Source organism: Emticicia agri (assembly GCF_004168285.1).
In the GTDB taxonomy this organism is placed as follows: Bacteria; Bacteroidota; Bacteroidia; order Cytophagales; family Spirosomataceae; genus Emticicia; species Emticicia agri.
In genome coordinates this window covers 1-14867 of the sequence record NZ_SEWF01000079.1, presented here as the reverse complement: position 1 = coordinate 14867, position 14867 = coordinate 1, and the positions used below count along the sequence as shown (strand labels likewise).

Annotated in this window: 14 protein-coding genes and 1 pseudogene; 6 read left to right on the top strand and 9 right to left on the bottom strand. The window is 39.7% G+C overall.

Features of this window, described 5'->3' with window-relative positions; genetic code table 11:
* A partial coding sequence (locus tag EWM59_RS26075) for a transposase (RefSeq protein WP_207220055.1) occupies positions 1 to 550 on the top strand: 550 nt, incomplete at its 5' end.
* Between the two features lie 431 nt (positions 551 to 981).
* On the opposite strand, the gene EWM59_RS26070 is transcribed toward EWM59_RS26075, so the two are convergent.
* The 3 genes from EWM59_RS26070 to EWM59_RS26060 all read right to left on the bottom strand — a co-directional run bounded on the left by EWM59_RS26070 (position 982) and on the right by EWM59_RS26060 (position 3498).
* Positions 982 to 2328, bottom strand: coding sequence for an FAD-binding protein (locus EWM59_RS26070; protein ID WP_130024162.1), 1347 nt, complete (start codon positions 2326 to 2328; stop codon positions 982 to 984).
* A 185-nt stretch (positions 2329 to 2513) separates the two neighbouring features.
* Positions 2514 to 2870, bottom strand: coding sequence for a hypothetical protein (locus EWM59_RS26065; RefSeq protein ID WP_130024161.1), 357 nt, complete (start codon positions 2868 to 2870; stop codon positions 2514 to 2516).
* 73 nt (positions 2871 to 2943) lie between these two features.
* Entirely contained in the window at positions 2944 to 3498 is a 555-nt protein-coding gene (locus EWM59_RS26060) for an RNA polymerase sigma factor (RefSeq protein WP_130024160.1), read from the bottom strand.
* 147 nt (positions 3499 to 3645) lie between these two features.
* Between EWM59_RS26060 and EWM59_RS26055 the strand changes: the two genes are divergently transcribed.
* Positions 3646 to 4119 carry a hypothetical protein gene (locus EWM59_RS26055; protein WP_130024159.1) on the top strand — a complete coding sequence of 158 codons (474 nt, stop codon included), beginning with the start codon at positions 3646 to 3648 and terminating at the stop codon, positions 4117 to 4119.
* Positions 4120 to 4203: 84 nt separating this feature from the next.
* Here EWM59_RS26055 and cysM read toward each other — a convergent pair whose 3' ends face one another.
* Together cysM and epsC are read right to left on the bottom strand one after the other, a co-directional pair.
* Positions 4204 to 5076, bottom strand: coding sequence for a cysteine synthase CysM (gene cysM, locus EWM59_RS26050; protein WP_130024158.1), 873 nt, complete (start codon positions 5074 to 5076; stop codon positions 4204 to 4206).
* 55 nt (positions 5077 to 5131) lie between these two features.
* A complete protein-coding gene (gene epsC / locus EWM59_RS26045; RefSeq protein WP_130024157.1) occupies positions 5132 to 5941 on the bottom strand; it encodes a serine O-acetyltransferase EpsC in 810 nt (269 codons plus the stop codon).
* A 288-nt stretch (positions 5942 to 6229) separates the two neighbouring features.
* Between epsC and htpG the strand changes: the two genes are divergently transcribed.
* Entirely contained in the window at positions 6230 to 8038 is a 1809-nt protein-coding gene (htpG, locus tag EWM59_RS26040) for a molecular chaperone HtpG (protein ID WP_130024156.1), read from the top strand.
* A gap of 154 nt (positions 8039 to 8192) precedes the next feature.
* On the opposite strand, the gene bshA is transcribed toward htpG, so the two are convergent.
* Positions 8193 to 9329: an N-acetyl-alpha-D-glucosaminyl L-malate synthase BshA gene (bshA, locus tag EWM59_RS26035; RefSeq protein WP_130024155.1), complete on the bottom strand. Its 1137-nt coding sequence runs from the start codon at positions 9327 to 9329 to the stop codon at positions 8193 to 8195.
* Positions 9330 to 9459: 130 nt separating this feature from the next.
* Between bshA and EWM59_RS26030 the strand changes: the two genes are divergently transcribed.
* Together EWM59_RS26030 and EWM59_RS26025 are read left to right on the top strand one after the other, a co-directional pair.
* On the top strand, positions 9460 to 10326 hold the full coding sequence (locus EWM59_RS26030) for a geranylgeranylglycerol-phosphate geranylgeranyltransferase (RefSeq protein ID WP_130024154.1): 867 nt from the start codon (positions 9460 to 9462) through the stop codon (positions 10324 to 10326).
* Between the two features lie 44 nt (positions 10327 to 10370).
* Positions 10371 to 11993, top strand: coding sequence for a glycerol-3-phosphate dehydrogenase/oxidase (locus tag EWM59_RS26025; RefSeq protein ID WP_130024153.1), 1623 nt, complete (start codon positions 10371 to 10373; stop codon positions 11991 to 11993).
* A 7-nt stretch (positions 11994 to 12000) separates the two neighbouring features.
* On the opposite strand, the gene EWM59_RS26020 is transcribed toward EWM59_RS26025, so the two are convergent.
* Together EWM59_RS26020 and EWM59_RS28725 are read right to left on the bottom strand one after the other, a co-directional pair.
* Positions 12001 to 13620, bottom strand: a complete 1620-nt coding sequence (locus EWM59_RS26020; RefSeq protein ID WP_130024152.1) for a 3-coathanger stack domain-containing protein — start codon at positions 13618 to 13620, stop codon at positions 12001 to 12003.
* Between the two features lie 21 nt (positions 13621 to 13641).
* Positions 13642 to 14118 carry an exosporium glycoprotein BclB-related protein gene (locus EWM59_RS28725; protein ID WP_310587903.1) on the bottom strand — a complete coding sequence of 159 codons (477 nt, stop codon included), beginning with the start codon at positions 14116 to 14118 and terminating at the stop codon, positions 13642 to 13644.
* Positions 14119 to 14146: 28 nt separating this feature from the next.
* Here EWM59_RS28725 and EWM59_RS28720 point away from each other — a divergent pair, with 28 nt between their 5' ends.
* On the top strand, positions 14147 to 14392 hold the full coding sequence (locus EWM59_RS28720) for a hypothetical protein (protein WP_310587902.1): 246 nt from the start codon (positions 14147 to 14149) through the stop codon (positions 14390 to 14392).
* Between the two features lie 239 nt (positions 14393 to 14631).
* Here the strand turns inward: EWM59_RS28720 and EWM59_RS28715 are convergent.
* Positions 14632 to 14867, bottom strand: a pseudogene (locus tag EWM59_RS28715) (collagen-like protein); the annotation flags it as partial.

The window sequence follows — 14867 nt, the reverse complement described above, 5'->3', positions numbered from 1 at the left end:
TAATGTATCTTTGGTGGATTCATTGCCTATCATGCTTTCCAAACACCCTTATACAGCTAAAGTAGCATCTGAGATAGCAGATAAGGGTTATTGCGATGCAAAAAAACAATTTTATCATGGAGTAAAGCTCCATTTGATAGGTAAGGACAGATTTGAAAAAATACCTAAACCTAACTTTTTTGATTTTACGCCTGCCAGTGTGAATGATTTAACAGCTATAAAACCCATGATTTGCCAATTAAAAAATCAAATTGTGGTCGGTGATAAAGCATATAGTTCAGAAAAATTCAACCAACAACTTTCTAAAAATAACACGGTCGTTTTAACGCCTATAAAATTGAAAAAAAGACAACAATATCTACAATCGGATGATAGCCTATTTTCTAAGTATATTAGCTCTGTTAGGCAACCTATTGAATCTTTCTTTAAGTGGCTCATTAGCAAAACAGATATTCAAAATGCTTCAAAGGTACGTTCTGCTAATGCTCTATGGTCGCATTGTTTAGGTAGAATAACTGCTGCCATTTGTCTATTTATTTTTAACCCTTGATTCACATTAATAGTAAATAATTAAATCGTACCAATCGTACTTTTTTTACAATAGTGCGAAAAGTACGATTTGTACGAATAGTACGATTGTGACTTATAAGACCACGTGAATCTATTAACCCATAACCAATGATAATCAATATATATTTATTGATAAGAGTATAATATAGCTAATTGCACTTTTTTGTATTAGTGCGATTGCAAGATACACAATCAACAATAAATAATCATACATAAATAACTTACTATCAATACGTTATAAGATATATCGATAATAAACCATTGAATCGTACCAATCGTACTTTTCGCACTATTGTAAAAAAAGTACGATTGGTACGAATAGTACGATTGTATAATCTTAAAAATATCTTCTTGATTATCCGTTAAAAGTCTCTGTTAATGATGGCTCTAAGAGTGCTATAAGTCTGACTATCAGCTTCCAAAAAGATTCTTCCCGATAAAAGCATTTCTGAATTTGCCTTTCGGGTCATATTGAGCAATCAACTTTTTGAAATCGTCTAATTTTTCAATACGAGACTGCAAAACCTGTGGAGACATGGTAAACAATTTACCCCAGTGCGGACGGGCATTGAACGGGGCTAATTTCTGTTCTATCTGCGGTAATAATTTCATCACAGCATCTTTCTCCTGCTTCCATGTAAAGTGAATAATCGCACAAGCCTGTTGGTAGCCGGGGCTCATCCAGAGTTTATCGGCAGCCATTGTGCGTACTTCAGTAATAAATAGATGAGGGGTTATCTGCTCGTGTAGTTCTTCAATAGCCATCATGGCTTTGTAACCATGTTCTAAAGGCACAAAGTATTCAGCCTGTAACTCTTTGCCACTACTTGGTGTAAAACCCATGCGGAAGTGTGGCATACGCTCATACCAGGGGCCTTTTACACCCATTTGTTCTGTACAATTCTCAGCCGAAAGGGCTTCAATCGGATGAACATTTTTGGTATAGGCCTTTGCTCCATAAAATTCGGGGGCAATGGTATTTGTATCTGTTTCTTCAAAACGGCTTTTTATCCAGACCTCATTGATATTCTTATTACTCCAATCGGTAAACAAACTGACACTATATCCGCTCGACATGATAGTTTCGAAATTCTTTTCCAACTCCGCCATTGGCATATTTCTGTAAACCACCTGTTTCATACTAAAGGTCGGCATCAGATTCAGTGTAAGTTTTGTTACGACTCCTAATGCGCCTAAACCTACTACTGCTCCATTAAAAGTGTCGCCATCTTTAGCAGCAGAAAGGTTTACTACATTTCCTGCGGCATCAACAAACTCTATGGCAGATACTGCTGTGGCCAAATTACCGTTTTTTACGCCTGACCCATGTGTAGCAGTAGCACAAGCTCCGGCAACAGATATATGCGGCAAAGAGGCCAGATTATGCAAGGCAAAGCCATTATCGTCCAGATATTTACATAGCTCTCCGTATTTTATTCCACCTTCTACCGTAACTGTACTATTGGCTTTATCTAAAGACACAATTTTATTTAGTCCTGCTGTCGATAGCTGATTATCAAGACTATCAGCAATGGTATTAAAAGAGTGCTTAGAACCCAGTGCTCTTAGTTTATCATATTTCTTTACCGTTTCCTGTACTTCCTCTACCGTTTTGGGAGTGTACACATTGTCGGTACTATAAGTAAGGTTACCTGCCCAGTTGGTACGGGCTTCTCTTTCTTTACAAGCCATCAATTGTGAGATAATACTTCCTGTTACCAGAGCGGAAGAGGTTTTAAGAAACGTTCTTTTGTTCATAGGTTTTTTAGGGTAATGAAAGAAATAAGCAGGCAGGCAATTTATAGAAATATTGTGTAAATGCAAAAACATACAGCTTTTGTTATATAAATAATCCATACAAAAACTAAACGCAAACAGGGGTGACAAGTACGCATACCTGCCACCCCTGTTGGTTCATCGGGTTTTAGTCATTTCCTTACCTTCTATGCCTCTCCTGCTTTCTCCTCCTTTCTTTCATCCCACCTGCCCCAACGGTTTCTCATTCTTTGCTTAAATGCATTGCGTTCTTCAGTGTTCATTTTATCCCAACGTTCAGCCATTCTGTGCTTCCAGAATTGGCGACCGCCACCATAACAACCACCGCCCCAGTGTCCTCCACGAAACCCTCCGAAAAGGATTTTAGACAACACCAAAAGCCCTAAAGCCTGCACAAAAGTAACTGTACCCAAACCAAATATGACCGGTATAAGCCAGTTCCACAGGCTCATTACAACGAAACCGCCTAACAGAACAAAACCCACGATGAAAATAAAACCTTTAAAAAACCAGAACTTTCTCATTTTCTTATCTATTTAATGGGTAAAACTACCCTTAATGAATACTATTTTTACTTATTAATTTCTTTGTCGGTTATCAGAGGAATAAATCTTCGTACAAATACCGAAGCCTATCTCTCAGAAATAAAACAGCCTGCCGTTTCTCCGAAATCAATTCATTGACTTTTACGCCTGTTAGGACCGAAATTTCTTTAAAAGGTTTCCCTTCCAGTTCGTGCATTTCAAACACAAAGCGTTGATGGCTCGGCAATTCTTCTAAGGCTTCGGAGAGTGCTTCGAGAATGGTTTCCTGCATCATAGGGTCTTGCGAAGAGGAGTCGGGTAGTATATCAAACAACGATAATTCTTCTTCCTCACCTCCTATTGCCTGCATTAATTCTTCAAGGGTATCTGTTTTTCTTTTACGGTAAAAGTCATTGATTTTATTTCGGGCTACCGTAAACAACCAGCCAACAGTCTGGTCTATAGGCTTAGTTAACCTGTACATTTCTACCAGTTCATAAAAGACCTCCTGCAATACATCTTCGGCATCAGACAAAGAGGGCACCCGCTGTCGGATAAATCCTAACAGTCGCTGTCTTTCGCCACTAATGGTTTGCTGAATCTCTTTATTTTGTTCGGTAGTTGTCATTGATTATCTAACATAGCCATTTGATTTTGAAGACGCTTGGCATAGTTTTTTATGTAATTTTCGTGATGAATGGAATATACCGCTTATCAGTGGTAAATTTTATCTATTTTTGTCAGTACACTTATATTTAATTATATGCTCATGTTTATGAAAAAAATCGCTGTTTATTGTAGTTTTATTTTTGCTTTAGGTGCCTGTAATTCAAAAAATGCAGAAACCCAGACAACTGATAATACAACATCAAATGCTGACACAGTAGCTACGGCCACTGGTCCTGTTGCAGAAACCTTGTGTTTTGAAGAAAAAGTAGGCAAAGACTTAACTACTGTCAGCCTGACCATTGAAGGAAATAAAGTAACCGGAAAAATGGAATGGCTTCCGTGGGAAAAAGACCAGGCCAGAGGTACATTAATGGGCGAAAAGAAAGGCAATGAAATAATTGCCGACTATGAATATATGATTGAAGGCTCTAATCAGTTAGAAGAGAAGATTTTTGTATTAGAGGGCGATAAATTGCTGGTAAAGAGTGGAGAGTTAGAAGATAAAAACGGCAAATTGATTTTAAAAGACCGTAATAAAGCCACAATCGGGCAGACATTAGTAAAAGTAGCTTGTCCTTAATACAAAAAGGGAGAGGCGTTTCAAAGCGCCTCTCCCTTTTTTATATCGAAAAATAATTTGTACTTACTAATACACGTGCTACAACTATCCAAACAAATTACTGCTTAAATAACGGTCTCCCCTATCGCAGCAAATAAATACTATTACGCCGCTTTCTAATTCCTGTGCCAGTTTTATGGCTGCTGAGGCCGCTCCGCCACTACTCATTCCCGCAAAAATTCCCTCAGTTTTAGCCAACTGACGTGCCATATCAGTAGCTTCTGCTTCAGAAATATCCATTACTCTATCTACACGGGTAGGGTCAAAAATCTTGGGTAAATATTCAACAGGCCATCTTCTGATGCCCGGAATTGATGAGTTTTCAGTAGGCTGGCAACCCACTATCTGAATAGCCGGATTTACTTCTTTCAGGTACATGGATGTACCCATAATAGTACCTGTAGTGCCCATAGAACTCACAAAATGCGTAATCTGTTGCTCGGTATCCTGCCAGATTTCAGGGCCGGTAGTTTTATAATGTGCCAGATAATTATCAGGGTTAGCAAACTGATTCAATAAATAATATTCACCCGTCTCTGCCTGCGCTTCGGCATAATCCCGGCATTTTTCTATATTATCAAGCAAAATTACTTTAGCACCGAAGGCCTCCATCGTGAGCGTACGTTCACGGGTCGAGTTAGAGGGCATTACCAGTTCTATTTCTAAATCAAACAAACGGGCAATCATGGCTAAAGCAATGCCTGTATTTCCACTGGTAGCTTCTATCAGCTTCATGCCCGGCTTTATGTCTCCACGTTCAACAGCACTTCTAATCATGTTTAAAGCAGGGCGGTCTTTTACACTTCCGGCAGGGTTATTCCCCTCTAATTTACCATAAATCTTTACATTCGGATTTGGATTCAGTTTCTTTAATTCTACTAATGGAGTATTTCCTACTAACTCAATAATTGTTGCCATGCCAAAATTTTATTTCTTTAGGTTTGTTGTACCTATATTTTCAAGAAGATTATAATCAGACAGCCTCACGCTCTACTACTTTAATTTCGGGTTTATGATAAACCGTAGCATAGGCAGGAACCGATTTCGTTAACCAGACATTACCACCGATTACGGCATGCTGACCAATCACAGTATTACCCCCTAAAATAGTAGCTCCTGAATAGATTACCACGTAGTCTTCTACCGTAGGATGACGTTTGATATTCACCATTGATTTATCCACACTTAAAGCCCCTAAAGTTACCCCCTGGTAGAGTTTCACGTGCTTGCCAATAATACTGGTTTCACCTATCACAACGCCTGTGCCGTGGTCGATAAAGAAGTGTTCATCTATCTGCGCTCCGGGATGTATATCAATACCTGTTTTGGAGTGAGCATATTCTGTCAGGATACGAGGCAATAAGGGAATCTCTAACAAATGTAACTCATGCGCTATACGATAAAATGAAATGGCATAAAAACCCGGATAGGCTCTAATCACTTCAAATTCGCTTTTGGCGGCAGGGTCTCCTTCTATAATCGCCTGAATATCTGTCTTTAATGTCTCATATATAGAAGGAATTTTTTCAAAAAACTCATGCGCCCTTCTTTCCGGTTCGCAACCTTTGCACTGATAAGTAGAAATCAGAATATTTCTGAGATCCAGTTCAAGGTTCTTAAATTGAATTTCTATCTCTTCTTCCGAACGATAATAAACCTTGTTTTGCTCCGGGAAAAGCAAACGGATGATACGCAAAGCCCATGCTGCAATATCTTTGGTAGGTGGTACGGGCTCGGTATGCTGGTGTTTGTCAAAGATATGTTGAAAGAAAAGCTTATTCATAGTTGAGTTTTTAAAATGTATTCTAAGACTTACTATATATATACGATAACACCCAAAATTATGCCACCGTTCCTGATAGTAACGAAAATACAAAAAAAAGCATTTACTAATGTAAGGCATTTTTTGACACTAAAGCTAATAATTGCATTTTTGGCTTAAATACTCACATGCTATTTAGCAGGTTTCCTGCCAATATGTCAGATTTCAGCCTATGTCAACCCTCTTGGAATATTAATTGATGTAGGCAGAACAACGTTTTTAAAATAACATAAAATTATAGATATACTTATGGTAGCTGAAAAAGGCACGATTTCGATTAACACCGAAAACATTTTTCCCATCATTAAAAAGTTTCTTTACTCTGACCACGAGATTTTCTTACGTGAGTTGGTTTCTAATGCTGTCGATGCCACACAAAAGCTAAAAAAGTTAGCTTCTATGGGTGAGTTTAATGGAGAATTAGGCGACTTAACCGTAAAGGTTTCGGTCGATAAAGAAGCAAAAACCATTACCATTTCAGATAAAGGAATTGGTATGAGTGCCGAAGAAATCAAGAAATACATCAATCAGATTGCTTTCTCAGGCGCAAAAGAATTCTTAGAAAAATACAAAGACACCCAAGATACCAACCAGATTATCGGTCAGTTCGGATTAGGTTTCTACTCTGCCTTTATGGTAGCGCAAAACGTAGAGATTATCACTAAATCATTCCGTGATGAGCCTGCAGCCCGTTGGATATGTGACGGCAGTACCGAATTTGAAATTACAGAAGCAGAAAAAGCAGACCGTGGTACTGATATTATCCTGCACATTGCACCAGATTCGGAAGAGTTTTTAGAAAATTTCAGAATCAATCAGATTCTTGAAAAATATGCAAAATTCTTACCTGTTGAAATTGAGTTTGATGGCAAGGTAATCAATAATCCGAATCCTATCTGGACAAAATCTCCTGCTGAACTGACAGAAGAAGATTATAAAAATTTCTACAAAGAACTTTATCCTTTCAGCGAAGAGCCTTTGTTCTGGATTCATCTGAATGTAGACTATCCGTTTAATCTGACAGGCGTATTGTATTTCCCGAAAATCAAGAAAGATTTTCAGTTGAACCGTGAAAAAGTACAACTCTATAGCCGCCAGGTATTTATTACTGATGATGTAAAAGACGTAGTACCTGAGTTTTTGCAGATGTTACATGGTGTGATTGACTCACCTGATATTCCGTTAAACGTTTCCCGCAGCTATTTACAGGCAGATAGTAATGTAAAGAAAATCAACTCTCACATTACTAAAAAAGTAGCTGATAAACTACAGGAATTGTTCCGCCAGGACCGCAAAGGTTTTGAGGAGAAATGGGAAAGTGTAGGTATTTTTGTGAAATATGGTATTATTTCAGATGATAAATTCTACGACAGAGCCAAAGAATTTACTTTATTGAAGAATGTAGATAGCCAATACTTTACGCTTGATGAATACCGTGAGAAAGTACAGGCAAACCAGCATGATAAAGACGACAAAGCAGTATTCTTATATGCCAACGACGCCAATCAACAAGATGCATTCATAACATCGGCCAAAAAACGTGGTTATGATGTATTGATTATGGACTCGCCTTTAGATGCACACTTTATTAATGCCATAGAGTCTAAGTTAGAAAAAGTAACTTTTAAAAGAGTTGACTCTGACAGCATTGAGAAACTGATTGACAAAGGGCTGGCAATGGAAAGCGTGTTGAATGATGAAGAGAAAAAACAGGTAGAAGAATTATTTAAAGAAGTAGCGGGTGCTAATACAGTTCAGTTAGAATCGCTACCGACAGATGAAATGCCCGTTACCATTATTCAACCTGAATTTATGCGTCGTTGGAAAGATATGTCACGGATAAGTGGTCAGAATGATATGTTTGGTATGATGCCTATGGGTAACAATGTAGTAATTAATACTAACCATGCTTTGATTGACAAACTCCTGAAAACAACAGATGCCGATGCACAAAAACAATTGGCTAAACAATTGTATGACCTGGCACTATTGGCACAAGGTATGTTATCAGGCAGTGATTTAACCAGATTTGTAGAAAGAACCGTAGCGGCTCTTTAAAAAATATAGCGGACTTGAGTCCGCATATTCAAGTAAAAAATATTCCTTTGTTATTTTAGACGGCGACCGCGACGGCGGACCGTTTTCATTCGCTGGCACTAATAGTACTGCAAAAATAAAGCCTCACGAGTCAATTGTGAGGCTTTATTTTTGCTTACTGTACTACTTCCTGTTCTTTCAATATTCTTTCATAATAGGCTTCATACTTAGGCACTATTTTAGAAATATCAAATTCCTGTGCGTGAGCCAAAGCATTTGCTTTAAACTTAGGCAGATTCTCATCTTGGAGAATATAGGTTGCATTTTTAACCATATCTGCCACATCGCCCACATTGCTCAAAAAGCCTGTTACACCATGTACATTCAATTCGGGTAATCCTCCTGTATTGGTCGAAATAACCGGAACTTCGCAAGCCATAGCCTCTAAAGCCGCCAGGCCAAAACTCTCTTTTTCAGACGGCATCAGAAATAAATCGGCTACTGACAATACTTCTTCTATGGCATCTAACTTACCTACAAAACGCACGTCTTCACCCAGGCCTAAATCACGGCTTAACTGTTCCATAGCTACACGTTCGGGGCCATCGCCTACCAACAATAGTTTACTTGGGATTGATGTTTTAAGTTTGGCAAAAACCTTAATAATATCATCAATACGCTTTACCCGACGAAAATTAGAAGTATGCACCAGAAGTTTTTCATCGTTCGGACAAATGATGCGTTTGAAATGCTCTTTCTTTTGTTTCTTGAATCGTTCAAGGTCAACAAAATTCGGAATTACTTCTATTTCTTTTCTTACTTTAAAAGCATTATAAGTTTCTTTCTGCAAATCTTCCGATACGGTAGTAACGCCGTCTGACTCATTTATACTGAATGTAACCACAGGCGACAAAGTAGCATCTTTGCCTACAATGGTGATATCAGTACCGTGGAGGGTTGTAATAACAGGAATATTAATTCCCTGACATCGTAATATCTGCTTGGCTAAAAATGCTGACGTAGCATGCGGAATGGCATAGTGCACATGCAGAATATCTAACTCTTCATACTTAACCACATCTACCATCTTACCTGCCAGCGCAGATTCGTAGGGCGGATACTGGAAGAGCGGATAACTGGCAATGTTTACTTCGTGGTAAAAAATATTTTCATTAAAAAAATCTAATCTCGCTGGCTGCGTATAAGTGATAAAGTGTACTTCATGACCATTTTTTGCGAGAGCTTTGCCTAATTCAGTAGCAACAACCCCACTCCCTCCGAAGGTGGGATAACAAACAATTCCAATTTTCATAGATGCGGTTTAAATACCTGTTTATCCTACAACAATTTTTTTTCAAAAAAATCTCACATCATTACATTAAGTATCTGTGTTTTTTAGACCGATACAAAATGTTTCAAACAATTTTAGTATTTTTGAGAAAATGAACACTACAGAATTCCTGAAAACGATAAGCGCCTTTTTTAGACTGGTTCGTGTCAACAACCTGCTCATAATTGTATTGACCCAATACATGGCCCGGATTTTTTTAGTAGGACCAAAATCAGAATGGCTTTCTTATATATTTGACTATAAACAGTTTATGCTCGTTTTTGCTACTGTATGTATTGCTGCGGCAGGGTATATTATCAATGATTATTTCGATATAAAAATTGATATGGTCAATAAACCGCGTGAAGTTATTATAGGCAGGCTTATTAAGCGCAGGTGGGCAATTCTACATCATCAGTCACTCAATTTTATAGGTATCGCTATTGGTTTTTTTTTAGGATTAAAAGTTTTTTTAATCAATGTTTTTGCGGTGTCGGCACTTTGGTTTTATTCTGAAAGGTTCAAACGGCAGGCTTTCATAGGTAATTTTCTGGTGGCATTTCTTACTTCTTTTTCGTTGATAGTACTGGCGGTGTATTACAAGAAAAACGAGATGTATGTAAATATCTATGCCCTCTTTGCTTTTTCTATTTCCTTAATCAGAGAAATTATCAAAGATATGGAAGACATCAGGGGTGATGCCCGCTATGGCTGCCGTACACTTCCTATTATCTGGGGTATCAGGCGTACGAAAATTCTGTTATATGTATTTATTGTATGTTTTGTATCTGTACTGTTTTTTATGGCTTATAGCCTGCACAACCGATACCTGATTGTGATTTTCAGTGGTTCTATTATCGTCTTTAGCTGGCTAATGAATAAACTTTACTGGGCCGACCGCAAGAAAGATTTTACGTTATTAAGCAGAATCTGTAAAATTATTATGTTAGGGGGCATTGCAAGTATGATTTTTGTTTAAACAACCACTATTTATATATCCATACAGGAGACAACAAATCTATTATGAATAGAACTCAAAATATCGAGCGTATAAAGACTGAAGAATTTGACATTTGTATCATCGGAGCAGGTGCAAGTGGCGCAGGCTGCGCTTTAGATGCCGCATTACGTGGGTTAAAAGTAGCCTTAATTGAAAAAAATGATTTTGCCGCCGAAACCTCTTCAAAATCTACCAAACTTATACATGGAGGCGTCAGGTATTTAGAACAAGCCTTTAAGAATTTAGATTTCGGGCAATTACGTCAGGTCAGGCATGGTCTGGAAGAACGCCACATTGTTATAAAAAATGCGCCTCATCTGGCTCATCCTTTAGCACTTATTACACCCGTTTATAGTTGGTTAGAAGGTATGTATTTTACCATCGGGCTTACGATTTATGGCTTTTTTGCCAAAAATGATACGATGCCCAAAGCGCAATGGTTGAGCAAAAAACAAACCTTTGAGCGAATTCCGACACTTACACCCAAATTACATAGCTCAGTAATGTATTATGACGGGCAGTTAGACGATGCCCGATATTGTTTAGCCATTGCTCATAGTGCCGATAATCAAGGCGTTGCAGTAGTGAATCATGCAGAGGTGGTCAATTTTGGAAAAGATGCTACAGGCAAAATTATTTCGGCAGAGGTAAAAGATTTGTCAGGCAATAGTTCTTTGACAATCAAATCAAAACTTTTTATCAATTGCACAGGCCCTTTTGCCGACAGTATCAGGTTGTTAGCTAATCCTGCCTTAGAAAAACGCCTGCGCCCCAGCAAGGGCGTGCATATGATGCTACCAGCCGATGTATTGAAAAGCGCAGACGCTATGCTGATTCCTAAAACTAAAGACGGGCGGGTAGTTTTTGTGATACCATTTGAAGGCGAAGTAATGGTAGGTACTACTGACGATGAATATAAAAATTTAAAAAAAGAGCCTGTCTTGGAAAGTCAGGAAATTGATTTTCTGTTAGATACACTACGTCCCTATCTGGCAAAAGTTCCTGACCGCTCTGCTATCAAATCTGGTTTTGGCGGCTTGCGTCCGCTTATTGCTTCATCGGGTTCTAAAGCCACTAAAAAATTGGTAAGAGACCATGAAGTTGAGCACGACCATACTTCTAACTTAATAAGTCTTTTAGGTGGTAAATGGACAACCTATCGGTTAATGGCGAAAGATACCATTGACGGGGCTTGTCAACTATTAGGTATTGACAAGCCTTGTACAACCGAGCGGCACTATCTGATAGGTGGCGAAAACTACCAGTTTGAAGAGTGGAAAAATATGGCAAAAGAGTACCAGTTAGATGCAGATATATGCCAGCATCTATTACAGAAGTATGGTACCCAAGCAAGAATGGTATTAAAACATTCGTCTAAAGAAAGGCTTCACCCAAAATATCCTTTTATTGAAGCAGAAGTAATCTATACTGTGAAGGAAGAAATGGCTTGCACGCTCCGTGATTTTTTTGCCCGACGCATACGCATGGAATTGCTCGACTGGCAGGCAACCTATGATACAATACCAAAGGTTGCCGACCTGATGAGCGAGCAGTTAGATTGGACAGAATCGCAAAAACAAAGTAACATTTCAGAATATCAGAAACTGCTGAAAGGTTTCATGAAAAGTGCTGAAATTACGCAATAATAGCTTTTCAATCAGTGCACCCCTTTATCTCTGCTTTAAATACAGCCCCCGAGGTTTCAAAACCCGGGTTCATCAGAATGGCTTTCCCCGCCTGATAGGCTACTCTGGCAGGTGCTGTTAATTTGTTGCTTCCTGTTAACTCTCCTGATACCTTTATTAGATTATCCCCCGAAGTAATATTGTCAGTCAGATTTCTGTTCAATGGGTTAATTACCAAAGTACTCATTGTCGGATTTCCGGCCAATGTCTGGTTTGATGACGCAACCCTTATCCGATAGCCTGGCCCTCCGGTTACACTTAATGGAATAGTACAATGAACCACCCCTACCGTATTAGTTGTACCTATGATTGTCGGGGCAGGTGCTTCAAAATTTCCATACTCGTTTGATAACTGCACTTCAAACGCATTCCCTCCATTAAAACTACCTGTTGTAGTAAAACTTACATCAACATCAGTGCCTGCACATAAATTAGTGGTAGATAGCGTAGGTGATGATATAGTTGCTAAATTACCTACAATTGTAAATCTGATTATTACAGGGCCATAAGTGCGCACTCCGCCTTTATTATCTTCGGCATATCCTGTGGCAGTTAAGGTATATTGACCCGGTTGAAGATTCATCCCATAAAAATGATTGCCCAGATTGTCGAATACAGTATAAGGGAAAATATTCTGTATAATATTCCAGTTTAAATCTGGCCCCTGCATATTCAGTTCAAAACTCCCTATTGTAAGTGTATCACAAACGGGCACCAGGGAGATAGTTGTCTGAAAAGAAACCTGATCAATAACCATACCGTCAACCAGCGGAAACAACGACTGATAAGGGTTTCCTGATTTGTTATAGTAATAGTCTACCAGTCTCACACAGGGGTCTAACCCATTAATTACTACCTGCGTTGTAGCTGTTGCACTACACCCATTACTACTTACAGCAACTGTGTAAATCCCTTCATTTCCTTGTAAGGCATCTGGTATAGTTGGCGATTGTACTGAACTACTGAATGAAGCTGGGCCAGACCAACTATAAGTTGTCCCCCCTGAAGCACTCAAGGCAATGGTTTGCCCAACATTATAGGGGCCTGTATTACTGGCTGATGCCTGTGGTGTCTGATTAATTGTCAGGTTGGTAGCATTAGACAAAGAATTTACGACCGGACTTGAACTTCGTACTCTGATACGATACCCGTTTCCTGCGCTTGTATTCAGGGGAATAATACCCTGAATATTTCCTGAGTTATTACTACTTAAACTACCTAAACTGACAGGGCTTGTAAAATTCCTACTGGCATCAGATAGTTCGGCAGTAAAAATATTTCCACTCCCAAATATATCTATTGCGGTAAAAGGGATATCAATAGGATCGCCGCTACAAAAAGTAACCAGGCTAATAGTACCAACGCTGATACTACTTGTATTCTGCTGAAATCCTCTTGAAACAGAACTGGTATTCGTTGGGCCTGGCACAATAAAGGTTTCACCAATACTGCGGGATACCTGTATATTACCCACTGATACACTACCCCCTGCCGAAGATAAAACCTTGGGGCTTACACTCTGCGCCTGCGAATACTTCGTGATGAAGATAAATCCCAGACTTAAATATAATAGACATAATCTCTTCATATCTTTAAGTTTAGGGCTTATCTAATCAATACTAAGGCCTGCGCTGCCATACCCTGATATTGTATTGATCAGGCTTATTCCGCTGGCAGTTATCGAATATACCATTAATAAGCGCGTCTGAGACGTAACGGGGATAAATAATCCTGTTGTAATTCCGTTAGTAACCGAGCCTGTAGCTAACACTCCCGTATAAGAGGGTGATAAGTTGACTACTGCCCCCGGTACTGGAGTAAAGAAATTATCAGGCGTAGGTGAACTATACAACTGGGCAGTAACAGTTAGGGTTGTACCTACTAAACTCATAGCAGTACTATTAGTAAAGTAAGCTGAAATAGATGTAATTATTCCATCACGAGGCATCATGAAGGCATAATTAATATCCTGTCCGGAGCCTCCTGTAAGGTCAATCGCCCCACCCAGTAAACTAACCCCATGTGTACTATGCCCAAAACCTACTAATGCCACTGTTCCTGACAGTCCACTTGATTGAGTAGTCATAGAAAAAGGCAAACCTGAGGCAAAGGGAATGATAGCCCCTGCTCCATTTAAGCCATTTGCACCAGTAGCACCTGTTGCTCCTGTAGAACCAGTACTTCCAGTAGGTCCCGTCGGACCTGTCGAGCCAGTAACTCCTGTGGCACCTGTCGGACCAGTTGCACCTGTATCGCCAGTAGCTCCGGTTACACCCGTAGCTCCGGTTACACCTGTCAGCCCAACCGCTCCTGTTGGACCCGTGGCACCTGTATCACCCGTAGCTCCTGTTACACCTTGAATCCCCTGAATTCCTTGAGGACCTGTAGGGCCCGTTACACCTGTCGAACCAATAGAGCCAGTTGCTCCTGTTGCGCCTGTTATACCTTGAAGACCCTGAATTCCTTGAGGACCTGTCGGGCCAACTGCTCCTGTTGCGCCAGTAGGGCCTGCAATACCTTGAATACCCTGTGGTCCTGTAAGACCCGTTGCACCTGTCGAACCAGTTACACCTGTTATACCCTGAATCCCTTGAACTCCCTAAAGACCAGTTGCACCTGTTGAGCCAGTTGGACCTGTTGCGCCTGTTATACCCTGAATGCCTTGCACACCTGTCGAGCCTGTTGCTCCTGTTGCGCCAGTAGGGCCTGAGATACCTTGAATACCCTGTGGTCCTTGAGGACCAGCAGAGCCTGTAACTCCTTGTATGCCTTGTGCACCAGTTGGCCCTGTTGCTCCGGTCGAACCAGTAGCCCCCCTTGCACCAGTCAGGCCTG

Excerpts from the sequence above, each read along its gene's own strand:
- epsC (WP_130024157.1), bottom strand. The coding sequence starts at position 5,941 with ATGAATAAGCTTTTCTTTCAACATATCTTTGACAAACACCAGCATACC.
- EWM59_RS28720 (WP_310587902.1), top strand. The coding sequence starts at position 14,147 with ATGATAGCCCCTGCTCCATTTAAGCCATTTGCACCAGTAGCACCTGTT.
- EWM59_RS26020 (WP_130024152.1), bottom strand. The coding sequence starts at position 13,620 with ATGAAGAGATTATGTCTATTATATTTAAGTCTGGGATTTATCTTCATC.
- EWM59_RS26060 (WP_130024160.1), bottom strand. The coding sequence starts at position 3,498 with ATGACAACTACCGAACAAAATAAAGAGATTCAGCAAACCATTAGTGGC.
- cysM (WP_130024158.1), bottom strand. The coding sequence starts at position 5,076 with ATGGCAACAATTATTGAGTTAGTAGGAAATACTCCATTAGTAGAATTA.
- htpG (WP_130024156.1), top strand. The coding sequence starts at position 6,230 with ATGGTAGCTGAAAAAGGCACGATTTCGATTAACACCGAAAACATTTTT.
- EWM59_RS26065 (WP_130024161.1), bottom strand. The coding sequence starts at position 2,870 with ATGAGAAAGTTCTGGTTTTTTAAAGGTTTTATTTTCATCGTGGGTTTT.
- EWM59_RS26055 (WP_130024159.1), top strand. The coding sequence starts at position 3,646 with ATGAAAAAAATCGCTGTTTATTGTAGTTTTATTTTTGCTTTAGGTGCC.
- EWM59_RS28725 (WP_310587903.1), bottom strand. The coding sequence starts at position 14,118 with ATGACTACTCAATCAAGTGGACTGTCAGGAACAGTGGCATTAGTAGGT.
- bshA (WP_130024155.1), bottom strand. The coding sequence starts at position 9,329 with ATGAAAATTGGAATTGTTTGTTATCCCACCTTCGGAGGGAGTGGGGTT.
- EWM59_RS26025 (WP_130024153.1), top strand. The coding sequence starts at position 10,371 with ATGAATAGAACTCAAAATATCGAGCGTATAAAGACTGAAGAATTTGAC.
- EWM59_RS26030 (WP_130024154.1), top strand. The coding sequence starts at position 9,460 with ATGAACACTACAGAATTCCTGAAAACGATAAGCGCCTTTTTTAGACTG.
- EWM59_RS26070 (WP_130024162.1), bottom strand. The coding sequence starts at position 2,328 with ATGAACAAAAGAACGTTTCTTAAAACCTCTTCCGCTCTGGTAACAGGA.